The sequence below is a fragment of the Pelotomaculum propionicicum genome (assembly GCF_004369225.1).
Lineage (GTDB): Bacteria > Bacillota > Desulfotomaculia > Desulfotomaculales > Pelotomaculaceae > Pelotomaculum_B > Pelotomaculum_B propionicicum.
The window spans coordinates 38,861-58,785 of sequence record NZ_QFFZ01000017.1; the positions used below are offsets into that span (position 1 = coordinate 38,861).

20 protein-coding genes, 1 pseudogene and 1 riboswitch are annotated in these 19,925 nt (G+C 49.5%); of the genes and pseudogenes, 6 read left to right on the forward strand and 15 right to left on the reverse strand.

Annotated features, from left to right (window positions below):
• Positions 1–272 precede the first annotated feature (272 nt).
• The 15 genes from Pmgp_RS19725 to Pmgp_RS09365 all read right to left on the reverse strand — a co-directional run bounded on the left by Pmgp_RS19725 (position 273) and on the right by Pmgp_RS09365 (position 14,951).
• Positions 273–446 (reverse strand): hypothetical protein, encoded by a 174-nt coding sequence (locus Pmgp_RS19725; RefSeq protein ID WP_192902866.1) that lies wholly within the window; start codon positions 444–446, stop codon positions 273–275.
• 136 nt (positions 447–582) lie between these two features.
• Positions 583–1,830 carry a flagellin lysine-N-methylase gene (gene fliB / locus Pmgp_RS09300; RefSeq protein WP_134213714.1) on the reverse strand — a complete coding sequence of 416 codons (1,248 nt, stop codon included), beginning with the start codon at positions 1,828–1,830 and terminating at the stop codon, positions 583–585.
• A gap of 89 nt (positions 1,831–1,919) precedes the next feature.
• Positions 1,920–3,431, reverse strand: a complete 1,512-nt coding sequence (locus Pmgp_RS09305; protein ID WP_134213715.1) for a flagellin N-terminal helical domain-containing protein — start codon at positions 3,429–3,431, stop codon at positions 1,920–1,922.
• A gap of 248 nt (positions 3,432–3,679) precedes the next feature.
• Complete coding sequence (csrA, locus tag Pmgp_RS09310; RefSeq protein ID WP_134213716.1) at positions 3,680–3,922, reverse strand: carbon storage regulator CsrA; 243 nt, start codon at positions 3,920–3,922, stop codon at positions 3,680–3,682.
• Entirely contained in the window at positions 3,923–4,363 is a 441-nt protein-coding gene (fliW, locus tag Pmgp_RS09315) for a flagellar assembly protein FliW (RefSeq protein ID WP_134213717.1), read from the reverse strand.
• Positions 4,364–4,407: 44 nt separating this feature from the next.
• On the reverse strand, positions 4,408–4,755 hold the full coding sequence (locus Pmgp_RS09320; RefSeq protein ID WP_134213718.1) for a hypothetical protein: 348 nt from the start codon (positions 4,753–4,755) through the stop codon (positions 4,408–4,410).
• 170 nt (positions 4,756–4,925) lie between these two features.
• Complete coding sequence (gene flgL, locus Pmgp_RS09325) at positions 4,926–5,888, reverse strand: flagellar hook-associated protein FlgL (RefSeq protein ID WP_134213719.1); 963 nt, start codon at positions 5,886–5,888, stop codon at positions 4,926–4,928.
• 6 nt (positions 5,889–5,894) lie between these two features.
• Positions 5,895–7,304, reverse strand: a complete 1,410-nt coding sequence (flgK, locus tag Pmgp_RS09330; RefSeq protein ID WP_134213720.1) for a flagellar hook-associated protein FlgK — start codon at positions 7,302–7,304, stop codon at positions 5,895–5,897.
• 18 nt (positions 7,305–7,322) lie between these two features.
• Entirely contained in the window at positions 7,323–7,814 is a 492-nt protein-coding gene (locus tag Pmgp_RS09335; RefSeq protein WP_134213721.1) for a flagellar protein FlgN, read from the reverse strand.
• Between the two features lie 52 nt (positions 7,815–7,866).
• Positions 7,867–8,163, reverse strand: a complete 297-nt coding sequence (gene flgM / locus Pmgp_RS09340) for a flagellar biosynthesis anti-sigma factor FlgM (RefSeq protein ID WP_243119790.1) — start codon at positions 8,161–8,163, stop codon at positions 7,867–7,869.
• A 98-nt stretch (positions 8,164–8,261) separates the two neighbouring features.
• Positions 8,262–9,062, reverse strand: a complete 801-nt coding sequence (locus tag Pmgp_RS09345) for a flagellar motor protein MotB (protein ID WP_134213722.1) — start codon at positions 9,060–9,062, stop codon at positions 8,262–8,264.
• 6 nt (positions 9,063–9,068) lie between these two features.
• Positions 9,069–9,860, reverse strand: coding sequence for a flagellar motor protein (locus Pmgp_RS09350; protein ID WP_134213723.1), 792 nt, complete (start codon positions 9,858–9,860; stop codon positions 9,069–9,071).
• Between the two features lie 81 nt (positions 9,861–9,941).
• A riboswitch (cyclic di-GMP riboswitch) is annotated at positions 9,942–10,027 on the reverse strand.
• Positions 10,028–10,159: 132 nt separating this feature from the next.
• Entirely contained in the window at positions 10,160–11,266 is a 1,107-nt protein-coding gene (locus tag Pmgp_RS09355; protein ID WP_134213724.1) for a DUF362 domain-containing protein, read from the reverse strand.
• A 535-nt stretch (positions 11,267–11,801) separates the two neighbouring features.
• Entirely contained in the window at positions 11,802–14,390 is a 2,589-nt protein-coding gene (gene clpB, locus Pmgp_RS09360; protein WP_134213725.1) for an ATP-dependent chaperone ClpB, read from the reverse strand.
• A 117-nt stretch (positions 14,391–14,507) separates the two neighbouring features.
• Positions 14,508–14,951: an Hsp20/alpha crystallin family protein gene (locus Pmgp_RS09365; protein ID WP_134213726.1), complete on the reverse strand. Its 444-nt coding sequence runs from the start codon at positions 14,949–14,951 to the stop codon at positions 14,508–14,510.
• A gap of 409 nt (positions 14,952–15,360) precedes the next feature.
• On the opposite strand from Pmgp_RS09365, the gene Pmgp_RS09370 reads away from it, so the two are divergent.
• The 6 genes and pseudogenes from Pmgp_RS09370 to acs all read left to right on the forward strand — a co-directional run bounded on the left by Pmgp_RS09370 (position 15,361) and on the right by acs (position 19,887).
• Positions 15,361–15,777 carry a hypothetical protein gene (locus Pmgp_RS09370; RefSeq protein ID WP_134213727.1) on the forward strand — a complete coding sequence of 139 codons (417 nt, stop codon included), beginning with the start codon at positions 15,361–15,363 and terminating at the stop codon, positions 15,775–15,777.
• Positions 15,778–15,981: 204 nt separating this feature from the next.
• Positions 15,982–16,614, forward strand: a complete 633-nt coding sequence (locus tag Pmgp_RS09375) for a CBS domain-containing protein (RefSeq protein WP_134213728.1) — start codon at positions 15,982–15,984, stop codon at positions 16,612–16,614.
• A gap of 149 nt (positions 16,615–16,763) precedes the next feature.
• The gene (locus tag Pmgp_RS09380; RefSeq protein ID WP_205078003.1) at positions 16,764–16,970 is read left to right on the forward strand and encodes a spore coat protein; all 207 of its coding nucleotides are present in this window, start codon (positions 16,764–16,766) and stop codon (positions 16,968–16,970) included.
• A 12-nt stretch (positions 16,971–16,982) separates the two neighbouring features.
• A complete protein-coding gene (locus tag Pmgp_RS09385) occupies positions 16,983–17,399 on the forward strand; it encodes a spore coat protein (protein ID WP_134213730.1) in 417 nt (138 codons plus the stop codon).
• Positions 17,400–17,514: 115 nt separating this feature from the next.
• Positions 17,515–17,634, forward strand: a pseudogene (locus tag Pmgp_RS20865) (HD-GYP domain-containing protein); the annotation flags it as partial.
• Positions 17,635–17,910: 276 nt separating this feature from the next.
• Complete coding sequence (gene acs, locus Pmgp_RS09390) at positions 17,911–19,887, forward strand: acetate--CoA ligase (protein ID WP_134213731.1); 1,977 nt, start codon at positions 17,911–17,913, stop codon at positions 19,885–19,887.
• The last annotated feature ends 38 nt before the right edge of the window (positions 19,888–19,925 follow it).

Genomic DNA, 19,925 nt, shown 5'->3' on the forward strand with positions numbered 1-19,925 from the left:
AGGTAAAAACCGTAAGGTAACAGTGATTCATTAACTAAAAGCGGGTTGCATTTACTTGACATTTAGAAAGGTTTATTCAAAATAAAGAACCCCCTTTAAATCCGGAGTTACTTTTACACCAATTGAGACAAGTAGAGTCAAAGAATACGCTTAGTGTTTGAGCGCTTTTTCATATCTTTGACAGAATCGTCACAAATGAAGGTGTGCCCATTGAATTGTTTTTAAAGAGATCTATATTTTAGTTGATTGACTTTTTGTTGTTGAAGTCCCAGCTATCCAGAAAATTCCTGAATGATTGAAACTATTACCTCCCTCAGGTCATCCAGCTCATTCCGATCCAGGCACGCCAGCATCCGGCTTAAACAGCGGTTGAGGCTTTCGACCTCATGGTTGAAGATGTAGACGCCGCTCTGCGGAGAAACTGCTCGAATAGCACTGTGAAACAAACAGTTTCCCTCATGACAGCAGGATAATCCCCTGTATCGATGCAAATAACAATATCGTTTAATACTTCTCTCAAAAGGTTGATCATGGCAGCCCCCGCCCTTTTACATGATCAAGAACCTTATACTTAAAATATCGCTAAAGGTTAATCAGAGAAATCACGTAAGGCAGGCGGTGGTATTCACCCTGTTTAATCTGCCGCAGCACATCCTCAAAATAGGCGTTGCTATGGCCGATAGACCGCTCAACGGCGCTAATCACCCCAACAACCATGTCTTCATCCACATTTCTTTCTTCAGCCAGGCAAACGCATATGGTAAAAAAGCGCACCAGGGTGTAGAAAAACACCATCAGGAAGTAGGCGTCCACATACTTGTAGGTGTAAAACTTTTTGGAAAAGATAAAGTTAACAAAGTAATTTTCATATATATGGCTGATGTCCGTCATATAGGGCTTGTAGTACTTATGGTAACCATCCAGTAACCGCCGCACTTTTTCTTCGGTAATCATCCCTTCATCCAGAAGTTTCAGCTGGTTATAAGCTATAACCAGCAATCTGGCTATATCCTTTTCGGTAATGGCGATAAACAGCCTTTTATCCACCGCTTCCTTGACCAGTTTCATCATGAAAAGAGGTTGGGCCGGCATTGTATTTAGTCTGTTTATTAGCTCCGCGTCCAGGTTCTGCAGGTATCTTTTGACACCTGAAGTGTCTCCGTCCTTTAATTTATCCACCATGAGGCCGGCAAGTGTTAGTCTGGCGTCAATATCCATCTCCCGGCTCTGCATGATATCCACAAGCAACTCTTCCACCTCAAAGTAACTGGTTTTGCCTTTCTTTTTCCTTTCCATCAGGTTACCGATTTTGCCGTTATAGGTGCTCAAGCTTGGAAATTCAAAACCCTCCGGGTCCTGGTAGAATTCCACCGGTCTTTTCTCTTTTAGAGTCTGGGCAGCGGTGGCGCAGGCGTAGGTCAAGGCCATTTCCCAACCCCGCTCGGTTAAGAAAATGTTGCGAGGATATATTTTACAGGTGTCGGGCAGCGCTTCCAGACCATATTTCTTTTGAATAGAACACAGGCCGTCCCCGGACAAACAGGGGGCGACCATAAAATCTACCGCATCCGGCTCTTTTTCTCCTTCACCGGTTTGCGCAGGCAAGCTCTTTTCCCTGTTCTTTAACACAATAATTCCTTTGCCGGTCTTATCCTTTTTTAAATGCTCAGCCAACAAAACGGATAAGTCCCCGTCCTCAGCCGCGAGCCGCTCGTATTTTTCCACGGTTTTTTTGTCTATGTCTATCCGCCAGCGCTTGCAGCACTCGGTGCACATGGAGCACTTGAATTTTAGGATGTAATCCGGAACCAGATAGTGTTTGGAAGACATTGCCGTTCCCCTTTCTTATTTAAACCGATACGGTGTTGCAAAAGAAGCCAGCCTATGGGCTGGCTTCTTCTTATACACAGTAATTATTGTTATTTCAGTAGTGAGAGAACACCCTGAGGCTGCTGGTTGGCCTGAGCCAGCATAGCCTGGGCGGCCTGGGTGAGAATACTGTTCTTGGTGAACTCCATCATTTCCTTGGCCATATCTACGTCACGGATGCGGGACTCGGCGCTGCTCAGGTTTTCAGAGGAGGTGCCCAGGTTGTTAATGGTATGTTCCAGGCGGTTCTGGTAAGCGCCCAGCTTGGAGCGTTCCTGTGAAACTGTGGTAATGGCGTTGTTAATAGTGGTAATGGCGTTGTTTGCCGCTCCTTGAGTAGATACGTTAATGCCCTTTTGAACCGTCGCTTGCGTTGTGACCGTACCGCCGGCACCCGTTACCGCCGCTGTAGATTGAGTCAGGGTTTGGGTAATCGCGTCGGAGTCAGCAGCGGCAAATGTCCCACCGGTTGCCGCGTAGGTGCCCACCGCAGTGCCGGCATAAACAGTATTAAAATTAAATGCTACCGTTGCAACCCTGTCACTGGCGGAATCACCCAGGGTAACACTGGACTGATTGCCGTACACCTTTACAGCGGTCCCAACAGTGGTGCCGCCGGTATTGGCCGAGCCGATTTGCATACTCAAAAACCGGGCAGTCGCGGTATACGTATATGTGTCGTCTGCGGCGTTATCCGCATCCGTGGCAATCGTTAGTTTGGCGCCGTCGGCCAGCGTAACGATACCGTCAGCGCCGGAAGAATCCACGCTGGCATTTGTCCAGTTCGCCCCGCCGTCCGTGGTGTACGAGGCCGCGGTCACTTTACCTGCAGCAACAGTGGTGATTTTCACCTGGAATGTTGTATCCGCGCTGCCTGTAAAGTTAGAAACATCGGCTGTGCCTGCGCCGCCTGAAGCGTTACTCTGGGTGACGGCTGTAGCAGTGGCGGCTGTCTTAGAAACGTTCAGATAATAACCATTCAGGTTTTGTGACGATGTAGTGAGGGAAGTCACCAGGGTATTTGTATTCGAGAAGGTGGTCGTTACCAGAGCCCCGGCCACCCCCAGGGACTGGGCGTCCATGGCGCCGATGGTCAAGCTGATGCTCTGGTCTTTATTGGCGCCGATATGGAATGTATCATTAAATCCGCCCGCCAGGAGGTTCTGGGTGTTAAACTCGGTGGTATTGGAGATACGGGTAATTTCCTTGGCTAACTGATCCATCTCACTCTGAATTTTGCTTCTGTCATCTGAAGTGTTGGTGTCAGATGCGGACTGGGTCGCCAGTTCACGCATACGCTGCAGAATGCTGTGGGTTTCATTCAGAGCGCCTTCAGCCGATTGGATCAGTGAAATACCGTCCTGGGCATTCCTTGCAGCCTGGTCCAGGCCGCGGATCTGACCGCGCATTTTTTCCGAGATAGCCAGCCCTGCCGCGTCGTCACCGGCTTTGTTGATGCGCAGGCCGGAAGACAACTTTTCCAGAGACTTGGCGCCGTTGGTGTTGTTGGCTGAAAGCTGACGGTAGGTGTTGAGCGCCGCGATGTTGTGGTTGATAATCATTTTTCATTCCTCCATGAATTTTAATTTGATACCGCGTCCGTGCGGTATTTACTTCCGGGTCGGCCGCCCCGGTAAAATTTATTCTGGTTAATATATCGTCTTTAAGCCTCTTAAGTTTAGTCCTACTAAGGTCCTATTTTTTAATTCGAAAACAGTGCGAATGAATTCGCACCTACAAAAAAAGACCTCTGAGAACCACAAAACTCGGTTTACAGAAGCCGTTTAGTTTCTTGAAATGCAGCAGGCCTTTAACACTGTTTTTTGTCTTTCTTACCGCAGTTTTTCAGCAGCCGTATTGCTTCCTCAACACCGGTAATCGCCTGTGTGTTTTCTTCCTGCAAGTCCCTGTATATTTCTTCCCTGAATATCTCCAGTTGAGCCGGCGCCTCTATGCCTAACCGCACAGTCTCACCGGTCACTTCCACTACAAGGATTTTTATGTCTTTGCCGATCATAATCGACTGGCCTTTTTTACGCGCCAGTACCAGCATCTAGCCTACCTCCCTGTCGACCCCCCGGTTTATTTTTAACGGGGCGCGGAGGGAATATCTCCTGTCATTTAAGATAACCTGTTTGGCCAGAAAGTTTTGTGTATTTATAACTATCGGCGCCAGCAGGTTAACGGTTGCCAGGTCCAGCCCCCTGCTTGTATTTACCGCGCATAAGACCGCAACCTGTCCCTGGTCGGCTATTTTAAGCTGGGCAACCACCTCTTCAGCAAGGTCGAATTCATAATCCCTGAATAAAACAAACGGGTTGACCAATAAAAGACCTATTTCAGGCCGGTCGGTACTGCGCAGGCAATAATATGGGGAATCTGCTTCCAGCAGCGTTAGAGTAAACTGCCTGTAGTCTTCCAGGCCGGGTATACCCCACGGAAAAGATAATTTATTGCTGCCTTGCCTGTCGCTTTTCATAGAAATTACTTCCATGCGACGTCCTCCTTGTTAATAAAGTGACCTGACGGCCACTTTCTTTATGCATACCCGTTAAGGTTTCTGCCCCTGTTCTCGTTTAGTTCCGCCAGCCAGGCTTCCGCCTCTTCCAGGGTGAATTCCCGGCTTGCCCCGGTACGACGGTCCCTGGACCTGATCCTGGGTTTCCCTTCCTTTTTTACTAAAAATTCGAGTGGTTGGTTATACATTTCCGCCGCCTGGCGCATCCTCTCCACTGCCTTGTTAAGCTCATACCGCATTTTGCGCAAGGCCAGGTCTTCACTCTGCAGCAGTTCTTCCTCGACAGTAGGCTTAAAGCGGCTGACATCCTGGATCCGGGCCGCGTCCTGGGCAGCCTGCGCCTGCAGCCCGCCTGCCCCGATTTTCATGGGAATTCACCTTAACTTTCCTCCAAAATAGTGCGAATGAATTCGCACCTACGAATTGAGACGTGAGAAATGAGACGTGGGACGCAAAAATAAATGTAGGTCCGGATTTATCTGGACTATTGTGCGAGTAAACTCGCACCTACAACTAATGATTCGATGTTTTTGATTTCTTAGCTTAGGAAATCTAATAAGCTAACCTGAAGGATTTTTGCTCCAGCGGCCAGGGAAGCCTGGTATGACAACAACTGCTGGTTATACTCGATAGATAGCCTTTCTATGTCGGCGCCTTCTATATTATTTAAGTTTTCGGTAAGCTTGATCTCCTGATCCGCCAGCTGATTTTGCAGCGCTTCAAAATGGCTGGTCCTGGCGCCAACCTGAACTCTGTATTGCAGCAAACGATCTGTTTCCTGCTTTAGATCATCTATACTATTCTGAATACCGGCAGCATCGTTGTTATTCAACCTGTTTCTAAGGTCAAAGAGCGCTCTAAAAATACCATTACCTGTAGTGGCTAGAGGGTCCCCGTCGCTTACCGTATATGTGCCGTCGCCGTTATCGGTAGCCAGTCCAAAAACACCGGGTATACCGCTTGTGGTGATACCAGGGGAGTCAATCCGGTAATCGGTGCCGGCAAGCACTTCGCGGCGAATTTCGTTAGTGTCGCCTGAATAAATTATTTGGTCACCCACTCTCTTAAAAGGAGGAGCGCTGTTTTTGGTGCCGGCGTAGATATATTTGTCACCAACTGACGAATTACCCAGGTCCACCACCTGGTCTATCAGCTTATCAATCTGTTGCGCTATGGCAGCCCTGTCGTTGGAATTATACGTGTCGTTAGCCGCTTGAACGGCGTATTCGTTTGCCTTTGATAAAATGTCACCCAAGGTGCCCATAGCGGTATCATTCATGTTCAGGTAGCTGAGGCCGTCGTCAATATTCCTGTTATACTGTTCCATGTATGTCAGACTGGATTTAATGGAAAAAAACTGCCCCATCACATTGGGGTCGTCACTCGGGCGCAAAAGCCTTTTGCTGGTGGCGAGCTGCTCCTGGCTGCGGGCAAGATTGCCCTGGTTAAGCTGGATGCTGTTGATGATACTGTCGGTCATGTACTTATTGGTAATACGCATCGTTTTCTACCTCCCGACAAGACCGTTAATTAGGAGGTCCAGCATTTCATCCAGGACGTTAATAACTCTGGCTGAAGCCTGGAAACCGTACTGGAACTGGATCATTTTAGTTAGTTCTTCATCGGTTGAAACGCCTGATACAGAATCCCTTAAGGCTGTGATTTGCGTTTTAATGGCTGTCTGGTTGTCGGCCATATCGCTGGCGCCTTTGGCGTTGCCGCCCACCTGGGTTACCAGCAGGCTGTAGTACTGTTCAAATGTGTATGGCTTGTCGGCCGGGTCGATTTGGCTGTCTCTAAGGTCGGCGACACTTCCGGCTAAAGTGCCGTTAATCGAGGCCGGGTTTTGTATAATGCCGGGATTTACCTTAAAGTCGCCTGTGGATAAATCTCCCTCAAAGAAATCGATCCCAATACCTGCAATCATGCTTTTCATATTAATGGCTATGTCATTCAATTTCTCTTTGTAATCTATCACGTCTTGTCTTGCGCGCTCCAAGCCCAGCAATGATCCTCCCTGGTTGGTATCAAGGCAATTGTCTGTAAGGTTAACCTCAGCTCCGTTATCTGTACCACCGTTAACCTTGAGACTAATTTTTGTGCCATCGGTTACAAGATCGAGTTTCGTACCTGTCTGACTTAAATCCTTACCAAACAAAGTTAATTTAGTCAGCTCACCGGTAGGTTTCCCATTCACAGTTTCGAAAGCCACATCCAGCGGGCCGAACTTACTTAACTCTTCAAGCAGTTGATCCCTTTTATCCAGCAAATCATTGGGCTGTTGCCCAACAGCATAGACCTTTTTAATCGAATCGGTTAAATCCCGGATCTGCACCAGCAGGTTGTTGGCCTCGTCCACCTGATCCTTTAACATCCCCCCGGTAACCGCCGGTGTTGAATCTATCACTGCCACGCTGTTTTGCACATCGCCCAACTGGTTATAAGTATAGGTCATCAAGGTGGCCAGGCTGTCACCCGCCTGAGCTACCGCCGCCTTTACGCCCGGATCCTGGGGCGTATTGTTTAAATCCATCCAGGCCTTGAAAAAGCTGGTGATCCTTTCGCCTATGCCGTCTGAAGCAGGTTCGGCAAAGGAAGCCTCAGCCCGCTGCAAAACAGAGATCTGATCATCCCAGTAAGCGCTGTCAGTCGTCGAACGGCGCACGTTGTTATCCAGGTATTCATCCTTTACCCGGCGGATGCTGCTGACTTCTACCCCCGTGCCAAACTGCCCGGGTGTAACCGAACTGTCAATGGACGGGTTTGTAAAAGGATCGGTAGGGTTGATTACCGCCTCCTGCCTCGAATAACCGGTGGTGCTGGCGTTGGCCAGGTTGTGCCCGGTAATCTCCAGGGCGTATTGATTTAATTTCATGCCTCTACGGGCGGTTTCCAAACCAAACCATGTTCCCGGCATAATGATTAACCACCTCTCTCAAATGGTAGCGTCGAAGATTCGCAGCGGCTTGCTTTCATTTTTTAACCTGCCGCTGCCCAAATAAGTGCCGCCGCCGCTGCGCGCTATAATTTTGACGAGTTTCGAGGTAAAAATCTGACCGCGCCTGGACAGCACTCTATTAATAATGTTAATCTCGTCCAGCCGCAGTATTTTTTCCTTGATACTTTGGGCCAGCTCCGCCAGTTCAGCCGCCAGCGGTCCGGGCGCACTGCGCGCAAAATCACTTAACACAGCCTTTTCCGGCAAACAACATATACCGGCTAATTGTCTCTTGGTTTCTTCCAGCTTCCTGCGCTGGCCCTTCAACTCTCTGGATAACCCATCTTGCCTGTTAGCAGTAGACAAAACCTCGCTTACATCGTTATGGCGCAGGGCCAGGTTGTGCTCTTCAGTGGTTTTTAACAGTTCAGCTAAAGTCTGGTCATATTGTTTGAGTATTCTGATTAAATTTAAAAATAAAGACTCCATATGCACCTTCCCTTCAAGTGAATATCTTAGGAGTCTGCATCATGACCTGCTATTACCTGTTGCTGTCCAAAAGCTTTTCCTTAAGGATACCGGCGGCTATTTTGTCGCTGTCCGGCTGGTAAGAACCTTCAGAGATACTTTGCTTTAAAGCTGCGACCAGATCCTCCCGGACTGCCGGCATGCTGGCGAGAGTGCTTCTGTAAGATTGCAATTCCATAGCCTCTTTCGAAATCTCCAGCGTGTCACTCTGAGATTCCCCGGTCTTTTCTTTTGATCCCGTTCTGTCTTTCCTTATTTGCGAGGTATAGGCCTTAATAGGCCCCATACCGCCTGGGCTGTTAATTTTCACCGGTATCACCTCCTCTTAGTTACAAGAAATATCGGTAATAAATTTAATTATCTTTAGTCCCAAAGGGTCCCAAACAAGTCCCAAAAATGGTCCCAATTTTAGTTTCCCGCTGCCTCAAGGTTAGGTCTGCCCAGTGGGTAACTCTGAGCCATCGGTTCCGCTGTTTCATACTTGCTTTTTAAAACCACAATGTCCACACGGCGATTCTGCTGGCGGCTTTCCGCCGTTTCGTTGGGGACTTTGGGCCGGAACTCCCCGTACCCCGCGGCGGAAAGAAGTTCGGGAGAAAGCTTCTGCACGTTAACCAGCTCCTGGACCACACTTGTGGCCCTCGCCACGGAGAGCTCCCAGTTGGAGGGATATTGCGATGTATTTATGGGTAGGTTGTCGGTATGACCCTCAACCCTCAGGTAATGAGGCGCCTTTTTTAAAATCTGGCCTATCGAGCCAACGAGGCTTTTGGCGTCCGGGGTGAGCTGGGCCGAGCCAAGCGGGAAAAGGGCCACATCCTGAAAGCTCAATACTACCCCTCTCTCCTCAATGCTAACGGTTACTTTGCCGTTCAGGCCGTTCTCGTCGATATAAGCCTGCAGCTCTTTGCGGATCCGCTCCAGGTTGCTGTTTTCTTCGGTTTCCAGAGTCATTTCCACTTCTTTAACCAGGGAACTGCCGGTCACACCAGGTACGAAAGAGGCGCCAGGTTCATTCATTACCGACTGCCCGCCGCCGCCCATAGCCCTTGACAGGGAAAGCGCCACAGCCTGAAATTTCTTGGCGTTTAAGCTGCTGAGAGCGTACATGACCACAAAGAAAATCATGAGCAGCGTGATTAAATCAGAATATGTAAGGAGCCACCTCTCGTGGTTGCCTTTTTTTCCTGGCTGATGGCGCCGCCTCATACGCTGTTAACCTTCACTTTCTGTCTCTGCCTCTTCCTCTGCTTTTTGACGGCTCTTGGGCTTTAAGAAGGCGGAAAGCCGCTCTTTGATCAGGAGCGGGTTATAGCCGGCCTGGATCGAGATAATGCCTTCCAGCATCAGTTCCCGCAGCATTACTTCCTTTTTGCTCATATTGGTTAACTTACCGGCTATGGGCAGCCAGAGAATATTGGCGGAGCCGACACCATACAGGGTGGCGATGAAGGCCAGCGCGATGGAAGGCCCCAGGGTTTCAGGAGATTCCAGGTTGCTCAGCACGTGCACCAGACCCATCACAGTACCGATAATACCCATAGTGGGCCCATAGCCGCCGGCGGTTTCAAAAATACTTGCCCCGATATGGTGGCGCTCCTGGATGGAGTATATTTCCGTTTCAAGGATCTGCCTGACCAGTTCCGGGTCTGTCCCGTCAACCACCAGCTGAATTCCCTTGCGCATAAAGCCGTCCTCAATTTGGGGCAGCTGATTTTCCAGGTACAGAAGTCCTTCCCGGCGCACCTTGTCGGCCAGACCAACAATCTGGTCAATCAGTAAGATTTCATCAGGCAGCTTTTGGAACAAAATAATAGTAAGCAGTTTGGGAATGGTCTTTATTTCGTTCATGGTAAAGCTGACCACGGTAGCTCCTATGGTGCCTCCAAAAACGATTAAAGCAGCGGTGGGCTTCAGCAGCGCCAAAACATGCCCGCCGTCCATCACAAACGCTAGCACCAGAGAAATAACCGCAAGCAATATACCACCTATAGTGGTTATTTCCACGCCACAAACTCCTTTCCGGCTTAACCAACGTCGTGCCTGTCTTCTTAATAAAAAAGGCAGCTTTAATGGCCACCTTTGTTAAAATGCAGCCTGGCAATCATAGCCTTGTGGCTTTAGACCCCACAGCCCCGCGCCCCTCTTTTTCAAGAGGTTTGCACAAACAAGGAAATATTTTTAAACACACCTGTTATGATAATCGGTCTTTTTGGCTATTTATTAATACCTATTTCATTTTATCCGTTATGTTTCTTTAAGCCGTCATCCAATCAGTTGTCTCCTGTCCACCGGTCTGCAGCCTTCTAATCACACTTGATTAACTCATATTTCCTGCTGCCCAGCCCGATTTCCTCGGCATAAGCCAATTGGTTTCTCCAGTCTATATCCGGGTACAGCGCCATGAATTTATCATGGACATCCCCTTTGCCGTCAAGGCGGGAGCCGGCCAGTACTTTCTCCCGGTTGACCAGGTCAATGCAGGCCTGGTCAATGGCCACCGGGTCGCGGGAAGCAAGGATGCCGATGTCCTTGACCAGGGAAGCGTCGCTCCAGCCGTAACAGTCGCAATCAGGGGACACGTTGGTAACAAAAGTAATAAACCCGTATTTGCCTTTCTTGTTTTTCAAAACACCCTCGGTGTATTCCACTATTTTTTCCTGAATGGCGGCGGGCTCCGTCTTCCAGTTAACGTCTATGGCATGGGCGGGGCAGGTTACGGTGCACTCGCCGCAGCCGATGCACTTGCTCTCGTCCACCACTGACACTTTATTCCTGAGACTTATCGCCGCCGCCGGGCACCACTGGCTGCACCTGTCGCAGCCTTTGCATTTGTCGGGGTTGACCCTGGGGAGAACGTCGGAGTGCATCATCTGCTTGCCGCTTCTGGCGCCCAGGCCCATGCCGATGTTTTTTAAGACGCCGCCGAACCCGGTCATTTCATGCCCTTTAAAATGAGTTAAGGCAATCAGGGCGTCGGCGTGGTAAGCGGCTGAGCCGATTTTTACTTCCTTGAAGTGCTTGCGGCCTATTTCAACGGTAACATAATCCTTGCCGGTGAGTCCGTCGGCGATAACCAGCGGCGCGTCCACCACCGCGTAGGCGAAGCCGTTCTCCACCGCTGTTTGCAGGTGGTCGACGGCATTGGCGCGGGTGCCGAAATATAGTGTGTTGCAGTCCGTCAGGAAAGGTTTCCCGCCCAGCCCCTTGACTTTATTGACAATTCTGCGCAGAAATTGCGGGCGGATGTAACCGGTGTTGCCTTTTTCACCGAAATGAAGCTTGAGGGCCACCAGGTCCTTCCGTTCGATGAATGTCCCCATCCCAGCCATGTCAAACAGTTTTTCCACTTTGTCGAGCAGGCTTTTTTTGAAACCCGCCCGCATATCCGTAAAATATACCTTCGCAGCCATATATTATCCCTCCTGGATTTCTTAATTTTCTACCATATCCTTCATTATTCCTGCAGGAATAAAACCTTTTATGTAAGTATTTGCCGCCGGCGCCTAAAGTTATGTACAAGAAAAAGCAGGGCTCCTTTCTTGGGATCCCTGACAGGTTTGAGTACAGAGCCGTCAATGGTGTTGAAACCTGCTTGGCTCTCTGCTCCGCGTCGAGTGAACTAACAGCTCGCTTCGGGCGAAATTGGACCGCCTTCAATTCGTCGTCCTGGCAAAGCAAGGCAAAGCAAGGGGACGTTCTTTGGTGAAAGCAAGGGGACGTTCTTTTTGCTTCCTACCATCCTTCCGGCACAAAAAGACCTCACAATAATTCGTGAGGTCAGTTTGTTGTCAAAGTCGTTGGTTTAAAGAAAAGGAACACGCCTTTAAGGAATGTCCCTTTGCAGTAAGGTTGCAAAATTGCATAAGCCAGTCAGCGGATAGGGGACACACCTCCTGCGGAGGAATGTCCCCGATGCATTTCTCTGAGGCTGAGGAATGTCCCCAACTAACGCCGGTTTTCGAAGACCAGTTCCCTGCCGGCCTGGTCTGTTGTCACCAGGATGCCGCCCTGGATGTCTTTGCCTTCGAGGATATGGACTGAAAGCGGGTTTTCCAGTCGGCGCTGAATGGCTCTTTTCAGAGGACGCGCCCCGTAAACCGGGTCGAATCCCTCTTCCGCCAGCAGCCTCCTGGCTTCCGGTGTCACCTCCAGGGACAGGCCCAGTCTGGCCAGCCTGGCTTTAAGCAGGAGCAGCTGGATATCCACAATCTTGATAATCTCGCCCTTACCAAGGTTATTAAAGATGACGACCTCGTCAATCCGGTTGAGGAATTCGGGGCGGAAACTAGCCCTCATCTCATCCATCACACGGGCTTCCAGCTCGGCCCTGTTCTCCTCCTTGATTTCCCGGAACCAGTGGCCGCCCAGGTTTGAGGTCATAATCACCACGGTGTTGCGGAAATCAACCGTCCGGCCCTGCCCGTCGGTCAGGCGCCCGTCATCCAGCAGCTGCAGCAGGATGTTAAACACATCCGGGTGCGCTTTTTCAATCTCATCGAAAAGGATTACCGCGTAGGGGCGGCGGCGCACAGCTTCGGTCAGCTGGCCGCCCTCGTCGTAACCCACGTAGCCGGGAGGCGCCCCGATCAGGCGGGAAACAGTATGCTTCTCCATATATTCACTCATGTCAAAACGGAGCATAGCCCGCTCGTCATTAAAGAGGAAATGCGCCAGTGCCCTGGCCAGCTCTGTCTTGCCCACACCGGTGGGGCCCAGGAAGATAAATGATCCCATCGGCCGTTCCGGGTCGGATACGCCAGCCCTGGCCCGGCGAATGGCGTTGGCCACCACCTGGACAGCCCGGTCCTGCCCGACTACCCGCTGTTTCAGGAGCTCTTCCATTTTCAGCAGCTTTTGCACCTCGCCTTCCAGCATCCGTGACACCGGGATGCCGGTCCATTTGGCGACCACTTCGGCGATATCCTCCTCATCCACCTCTTCCTTCAGCATTCTATGCGCTGTTTGCAGCTCTTCCAGTTTCTCGTTGCTTTGCTGCAATCGTTTATTAAGTTCCGGCATCACACCGTAACGCAGCTCGGCCACTTTGGCCAGGTCCGCCTCACGCTCGGCGGCCTGTTCGGCCAGCCTGGTCGTCTCTATCCTCTCCTTGATTTCCCGGATACTCTGGATCATTCCTTTTTCTTTATGCCAGTGGTCTTTTAGCTCATTTAGCCTGGAGCCGAGTTCGGCAAGTTCCTGCTCCATTTTTTGCAGCCTGTCCCTGCTGCCTTTATCCTGCTCCTTGGCCAGCGCCTGCTTCTCAATTTCCAACTGCCGGATGCGACGGTCTATTTCATCTATTTCCGTGGGCATGCTGTCAATTTCAATGCGCAGGCGGGAGGCTGCCTCATCAATCAGGTCGATGGCTTTGTCCGGCAGGAACCGGTCTGAGATATAGCGGTGTGACAGCGTCGCCGCCGCAACAAGGGCGGCGTCCTTGATACGCACACCGTGGTGCACCTCATATTTTTCCTTCAGGCCGCGCAGGATGGCAATGGTGTCCTCCACGTCAGGCTCACCGACATAGACCGGCTGAAACCGCCGCTCCAGCGCGGCGTCCTTTTCAACATGCTTGCGGTATTCATCCAGAGTGGTGGCTCCGACACAGCGCAGTTCACCTCTGGCCAGGGCCGGCTTCAGCATATTAGCCGCGTCTACAGCCCCTTCGGCGGCTCCCGCCCCCACCAGGGTGTGCAGTTCGTCAATAAAAAGGACAATTTCTCCCTGCGCTTCACTGATCTCTTTCAAGACAGCTTTGAGGCGGTCCTCAAATTCACCGCGGTACTTGGAACCTGCAATCAGGGCGCCCATGTCAAGGCTGAGCAGGCGCTTGTCTTTCAAACTCTCCGGCACGTCCCCGCTGATAATGCGCTGGGCCAGACCTTCTACAATGGCTGTTTTGCCGACCCCGGGCTCACCGATTAAAACCGGGTTGTTTTTAGTGCGCCGGGACAGGACCTGCACCACCCTGCGGATCTCCTCATCCCTGCCTATTACGGGGTCCATCTTGTCTTTACGGGCCAGTTCGGTCAAATCCCTGGTAAAACGAGCCAGAGCCTGGTATTTATCTTCCGGGTTCTGGTCAGTCACCCGCTGGGTGCCGCGTATTTCAACCAGGATTTTGTAAACCCGGTCCTGTGTCACCCCGAAGGAGCGGAGGATTTTTCCCGCTTCCCCGTCCCGGCCGGCTACTATACCCAGCAGCAGGTGCTCTGTGCTCAGATACTCGTCCTTGAGCCTTTCCGCTTCCTTCCAGGCCAGGTCTATGATCTGCGACAGAGCATGGGAAACATAAATACCACCGGCCCCGCTCACCTTTGGCAGGCGCTCCACGGCAGTCTGCACCTTTCTCTCCAGTTGTGCCGGGTCGATCTCAAGCTTCTGCAGTATTTGTCTTACCAGACCCTCGTCCTGCTGCAGCAAGCCCAGCAGCAGGTGCTCACCCTCCATTTGCTGGTGGCTGTATTTGGACATTATCTTTTGGGCCGCTTCAAACGCTTCCTGGGTTTTCAAAGTAAATTTATCGGTTCTCATATGTTTCACTCCTTATCCTAAGTTTAATATTTGTAATCCTGCAATTTTCTATAAAAAAGCGAGGGTTATACTTCCCTCGTCCATAAAAACTATTACTGCCGGGAAAACCCCAAGTAATCAATCAATCTTGATGTTGATATTTTCCTGTTTTGCCGGCGCTTCTTTGGGTAGGATTATCTCCAGCACTCCTTCCTGATAACTGGCCTTGATTTCATTCTGCTTTACAGGGATATCTATCGTGAAAGACCTGCTGAATGAGCCGTAGCTCCTTTCAATCCTGATAAAGTTTGTGCCTTCCTCTTTCTCTTCCTTTTTGCGCTCACCCTGTATGGTTAAGATATTGTCGTTTAAATTTATCTTGATGTCTTCTTTATTCATACCGGGCAACTCAGCCCTGATCTGGACCGCTTCAGGGGTATCTTTAATATCCACCGGAAAGGCGAATTGGCCTGTGGCGCCTTCAGGGAACCTTAAATAGCGTACATTCTCATCAAACAGCCTGGCGATCGAGTTTTGCAGACCAGCCAATTCACGGAATGGATCCCATCTTACTAAAGCCATTTAGAACACCTCCGCATAATAATTGAATTGATCTCCCGGCAGTTGTAAGGTTTATTATCTTTGACTATATCTGACCTTATTATAAATCCCCTTTTTTAGGCTGTCAATATACACCTAAAAACTTAAGAAATATTTAACATCTTTTTAATATGTATACGTTGGGGACATACCTCGGCCTTTAAGTATGGCTCCAAACGGAGGTGTGTCCCCTGACCTCTGTCCCGCTCATCCAATTTCGCAACCTCAGCTTCGCTAAGTTTACTGACGACGCTTCGCAATGGAGCAGCTTGTTTCAACACCATGGACTTAGTGTTACCTAGTTTGTACACTGGTTACTTTTTTTAGAAACAGGGTCATATCCGGCGCGGGAGAGCATAAACTTAACTAAAAATGAGAAGGGAGGGAAAATATGAGAATATTTAACTCTGTCCTGGCAGGTCTGATCACCGGCATCCTGCTTTACTTCCTGTTCGCGCTGATAACATTAAAGGCCGCGCTGCTGACGTTTTGCATCGGCTGGCCCGTTTTTGCCATACTGTTCTACCAGAATTCCTATTCCGCCGGTAAAATTTGGTCGAAAGCCTGCCTGGTTGCCGCTGTGGAATGCCTGGTCATCCCCCTGGCCACATGGATACTGCCGTTTTTCCGCGGCCAGCAGGCTGTGCAAACCGCCAAGCAGGGCGCGCAGGCCGCCGGACAAGCCTACGGTTCTTCCCTGGGCGGCGGGCTGGTCAACATATTATCAAGCTACACAGGGATTCTCATCGGGCTTTTACTCCTGGTGATGGCCTACTTCTCACTTAAGCCTTCAAGAAGAAGATGTTAAGTTTACAGGGGCGTGTTTAAATTTATGTAATAGTTCACTTGTACATAATTAATATCGCAATACAGTTTTTGACCCGTAATGTATTTTTTACATGACGGGTTTTCATTTATTATTAGCTATTTTAAGACTTAACTTTATTTCCCGTCCTTGCGCCTGCCTTGTATTTGGATTACAATAGAAGAAAATGATAGGAGGTTAGTATATATGTTCGTACGCAACTATATGACCAAATCACCTATTACAATTAGCAAGAAAACACCTGTTTTTGAAGCTTTGGAAATTATGAAAAAATACAATATCAGACACCTGCCGGTGGTGTCAGAAGGAAAGCTGGACGGTGTGGTAACAGAAAAAATGCTGCTGACCGTATCTCCCTCACCCGCGACTTCCCTGAGCATTTACGAATTAAATTACCTGCTGGCTAAAATGACGGTGGAAGACGCTATGGTTCATAAGGTAATCAAGGTCTCTCCTGATACAACTATTGAAGAAGCGGCGCTGCTGATGAGAGAAAACAAAATAGGCAGCGTGCCGGTGGTTGAAGATGAGAAATTAGTGGGTATCATCACAGTTATCGATATTTTTGACGCCCTGGTCAAGTTTTTCGGCTACGGCAAGCCAGGCACCCGCTTTGTGCTTGAGGCCAAAGACGAAGTAGAACTCATAACTGAAGTAAGCCAGGTGGTTAAAGAGTTTGACGTCCAGATTCAGAGCATCGTCAGCATGGCCAAAGATAACGAAAGAGTTGAAATGATGCTGCGCTTGAGCACTATTGACACTGAGCCCCTGCTGGAAGCCATGAAAAAACGGGGAATCAAGGTCAACTTCTACAGCTAGTCAGTACAACAATTATGAGCGCCGGTTTGCTTTAACCGGCGCTATTTTTTGAATTAAAATATACAATACTGGGCTTTTATTAATTTATTTGAATTTTTTTCTGCATCATGAGCAAACTATAAAAAATCAAAAGGAGGTGGAACTTGTTGATGCAGTTAACAGAAATGGAACTCTTTCACCTTGGGGAGCAGCTCAGGGCTGAAGCATTAGCCATAACCAAAAGCACTACCTGCGCCAGAGAAACAACCGACCCCAAACTACAGCAGATGTACTTGCGTATTGCCGAAAGGCACCGTGGACATTATGAGATTTTAATGAGAAACGCGCAAAACTTTGCCCAGCAAAGGCAATTTTAGGAGGTGAATACGATGCTTGACGAAAAAGACCGCTTGACTGACACTCTGATTACACAGAAATATATCGCCACCGGATACAATACGGCCGCGCTGGAATCAGCCAACAATCAGATTATGGACGCCTTTTCAGGAATATTGAGAGACGAACAACAAATTCAGCATGAAATATTCACTGAAATGAACAGCCGCGGCTGGTACCAGCCCAAAGCCGCAAATCCCAACGACATCACCCAAAACATTAACAAGTGGAACCAGGAGCTGCAGAGGATACAGCATACCGCGGCCATACGCCCGGGCGCCATGCCCCAGCAGGGATACCAGGCCGGCATGACTCAGTACGGCTTTCAAACAGGAGTAAGCATGCCGCAAATGGGCGGAGAAGCCCAGCAGCAAACAATGTACCGTCCACCGCAAAATCCAATGATTTAATTGTCAAAATCTGATTTTCAGTCAAATGATGGCTGCCCAATAAAAAGGGCAGCCTATTTATTTTCATAAAAACTAACATAATTGCACTTATAGTCCCTGATCAAAATTTTGACGGAGCGGTTACCCCCTGGGGCTTTACGGCGAAAACATACCATACCGGGCCAGGATCCTGCGGATTGCCGACAGCTTTGACGCCATGACCACCGATAGGCCGTATAAAAAAGCTAAAACCACCCCTCCTCTCCTATCATAGACAAGCCTCTTTTTGGCTTTACTTGCCAGCAAAGCAATTCAACCCTTTAAAACGACCATTTGGTGGCTGTTTGTACGATCTCTGGAATTTGATTTTTTGTACCATTTAACCTGGCATAAAAGCTTTTAAACTTTTTATTTAGGTAATTAGAAGCAAAATTCTTAATTATTTAAAATATTTGATCTATCATAAGAGCATTATATTTTAACCAGTTAACAATTTATTTTAAGGATGTTTTATCCAGTCAGGAGGGGAACTATGACTTCCAAAAAGAGCGGCAGTGTAGAATCTTCATTAATTGAAAAAAGAGTATTCAACCCACCACCGGAATTTATGGAAAAAGCTAGAATTAACAGCCTTAGCCAGTTCAAACAAATGTGGCGTGATTCTATTGAAAAGCCGGATGAGTTCTGGGCAGGCATGGCTGAGGAACATATTGAATGGTTTAAAAAATGGGACGCCGTAGAAGAATATGACCTGGGAGACAATTTTTTCATCCGTTATTTCAGAGGAGCCAAACTTAACGCATCTTTCAATTGTCTGGACCGCCATCTGAGAGGCTGGCGCAGAAACAAGGCCGCGCTGATCTGGCAGGGCGAACCTTATGAGGAAAGCCGTACGTATACATACCTCCAACTGCACCGTGAAGTATGTAAATTTGCCAACGTGCTGAAAAGCCGCGGGGTGAAAAAGGGAGACCGGGTGACCATATACCTGCCGATGATCCCCGAACTAGCCATCTCTTTGCTGGCCTGCGCCAGGATTGGGGCTATTCACAGTGTGGTTTTCGGTGGTTTCAGCGCTGAGGCGCTGCGAGACAGGATCCTGAACTCGGGCGCCAAGATTGTGATCACCAGCAATTTTGGCTACCGCGCCGGCAGGTTGATTCCCATTAAAGAAAACGCTGACAACGCCATGACCTGCTGCAACGGGGTAACCAGCTGCATCGTGGTAAAAAGAGTTGACCACAACTGCGCTATGACCGAAGGCCGTGACTACTGGTGGCACGAGCAAATGGAGGCCGTCTCCGCAGTCTGTGAGCCCGAACAAATGGACGCGGAAGACCCGCTGTTTATTCTTTATACCAGCGGCAGCACCGGCAAACCCAAGGGAGTGCTGCATACAACCGGCGGCTATATGGTTTATGCGACAACTACTTTTAAATATATCTTTGATTACCGGGATGAGGATGTTTTCTGGTGCACCGCGGATGTGGGCTGGGTCACGGGACACAGCTACCTGGTCTACGGGCCGCTTGCCGCGGGCGCGACCTCACTGATGTTTGAAGGCGTGCCGAATTACCCCGAACCCGACAGGTTCTGGGAAGTCATTGAAAAATACAGAGTAAATATCTTCTACACCGCACCCACAGCGATCAGGTCGATGATGAAAGACGGGGACAAATGGCCGCTCAGAAGAGACCTCAGCAGCCTGCGCCTGCTCGGTTCAGTCGGCGAACCTATTAACCCTGAAGCCTGGATGTGGTATTATAGAACAATCGGCAAAGAAAAAACACCCATAGTCGACACCTGGTGGCAGACAGAAACAGGAGGAATTCTCATCTCACCACTGCCGGGGTGCGTACCTTTGAAGCCTGGTTCAGCCACACTGCCCTTTTTCGGCGTTAACGCCAAGGTCATACGGCAGGACGGTAGCGAAGCAGATGTAAATGAAGGCGGATACCTGGTTATTACCAGGCCCTGGCCCGGTATTATGCGCGGTGTTTACGGCGACCCGGAAAAATTTAAAAACACCTATTTCGTCCAGTACCCGGACTGCTATTTTACGTCCGACGGCGCCCGCCGGGACGAGGACGGCTACTTCTGGCTGATGGGCCGTGTGGATGACGTGATCAACATATCCGGACACCGCCTCGGCACAGCCGAGGTCGAAAGCTCCCTGGTCGCCCACCCCAAAGTCGCTGAAGCCGCAGTGGTAGGTTTCCCGCATGACATTAAAGGGGAAGGCATTTACGCTTACGTGACACTCAAAGAGGAAGTAACTGTAACTGACGATTTAAAAAGCGAACTGATAGCCATTGTGCGCAAAGAAATCGGACCAATCGCCTCGCCGGATGTGATCCACTTTACCAATTCCCTGCCTAAAACCAGGAGCGGTAAAATTTTAAGAAGGATCTTGAGAAAGATCGCGGCCGGTGACTTTGACCATCTCGGTGACACCACCACCCTGGCAGATCCTTCGATAATTCAAGGTTTGATAACAGGTAAACCTTAAGAAATTGGGGACATAGCTCGGCCTGTCCCCATTCCGAC